Consider the following 1,343-nt stretch of genomic DNA (forward strand, 5'->3'; position numbering starts at 1 on the left):
GTTTCGAACTTCGTCAGAATGTAGTTCGTGTGTAGTGCGCTCACCATATAGAAGGTAAACACGGCCGGAATTACCAAGCTAAAAACGCGCAGTAGACTTTTGGTCACTTTGCTAAACCCAACTTGGCGATAGCGCGAGACACGCTGGTCGACCCAATACAGCAAAATGATGAAAATCAGCCAGTGCACGAGAGAGTGATAAAACGGATATTCCAACTGAGAGTGAAGTACGATAGGAATGAATAACGCAAGCAACGCTAGGCGTGTGCCACGTTTGGCTTGATAAATCCTATGTAAAACCAATCCCATTGCGAGGATTATGCCTAATACAGGCAGAAGCCCACCTTCTACGCCCCAGTACAACATTTCATTGTGTGGATGATCCATCGATGGCAAGCCTGCAGGATAGTTCTCATTCAGCGCATGCTGGCGCGCGGTGTACAGCATGTACTCAGATTCAAACTTACCGTAACCGTAGCCAGTGAACGGTTTCTCGATCACCATATCCAAGGTTTGAGGGAAAGTGTACGCTCGAGGCGATTCCATATTCACTTTCTCTGCCGCCAGTCCACTTCCATCCGGGAATGCAATGCTCATTACAACGAACGAGAGCACCAAGCCCGTAACCAAAGCTGCGATCCAGCGAATAAAGCGGCCTTTGGTTGAAAAGCGATACATATACGGAATCACTAACAACAAACCGATGATGGTCGCTAGCCATCCTGTGCGCGAAGCTAACGCGACAATCAACGGCAAGGTAACAACAGGTACGGCATACAAAAGGTAAACGTCGCTTAGCTTACGTGAATACTTATAGGGTTGGCGAGCTAGAAGATAACTGGCAATGACTAATCCAGTAGCGAGAAAGCTTGCCATCACATTCGGTTGCTGAAAGATCCCGTACGGACGGTTAGCAATCGTGTCGTAGCCGAAAGGATTCCCTGGTTTTAGAAAAAGATATTGCGTCAGACCAAATAGAGCTTCAATCACGACAGCCAGTACGATGAACCAAAGTAACCGTTGGCGATGCTTATTACTGAAATGAAATTGCTGTAAGACAACAAAAAACAGGAAACCACTCCACAGGCCGATAAGTTTGTTCGCTGCCAGAGTGCTGTCCGCATTGGGGTAGAATACTGGCAACGTCATGATGATCGCGCTGATCAGTAACCCTATGGTTAGCTTTGAATAGCGTAAAATGCGGTTACTCGCGAGCTGATAGCAACCGATACCTAACGCAAAGCTAAATGCAATCCATGTTGTTGCGTTGAAGGATAAGGCTAACCCTGATCCACCTGGATTGGGCATAAAAAAGTGCATGGCCAGTAAAAACAGAACGGCCAA

The 1,343-nt window shown here is 47.0% G+C and carries 1 protein-coding gene; it reads right to left on the reverse strand.

Translation table 11 applies throughout. The features are described 5' to 3' along the window. Positions 1 to 1,343 (reverse strand): PglL family O-oligosaccharyltransferase (locus R7E42_RS24330; protein ID WP_318073138.1); only part of this gene is annotated, 1,343 nt, incomplete at both ends.

The organism is Vibrio sp. Vb1337 (genome assembly GCF_033338715.1).
Lineage (GTDB): Bacteria > Pseudomonadota > Gammaproteobacteria > Enterobacterales > Vibrionaceae > Vibrio > Vibrio alginolyticus.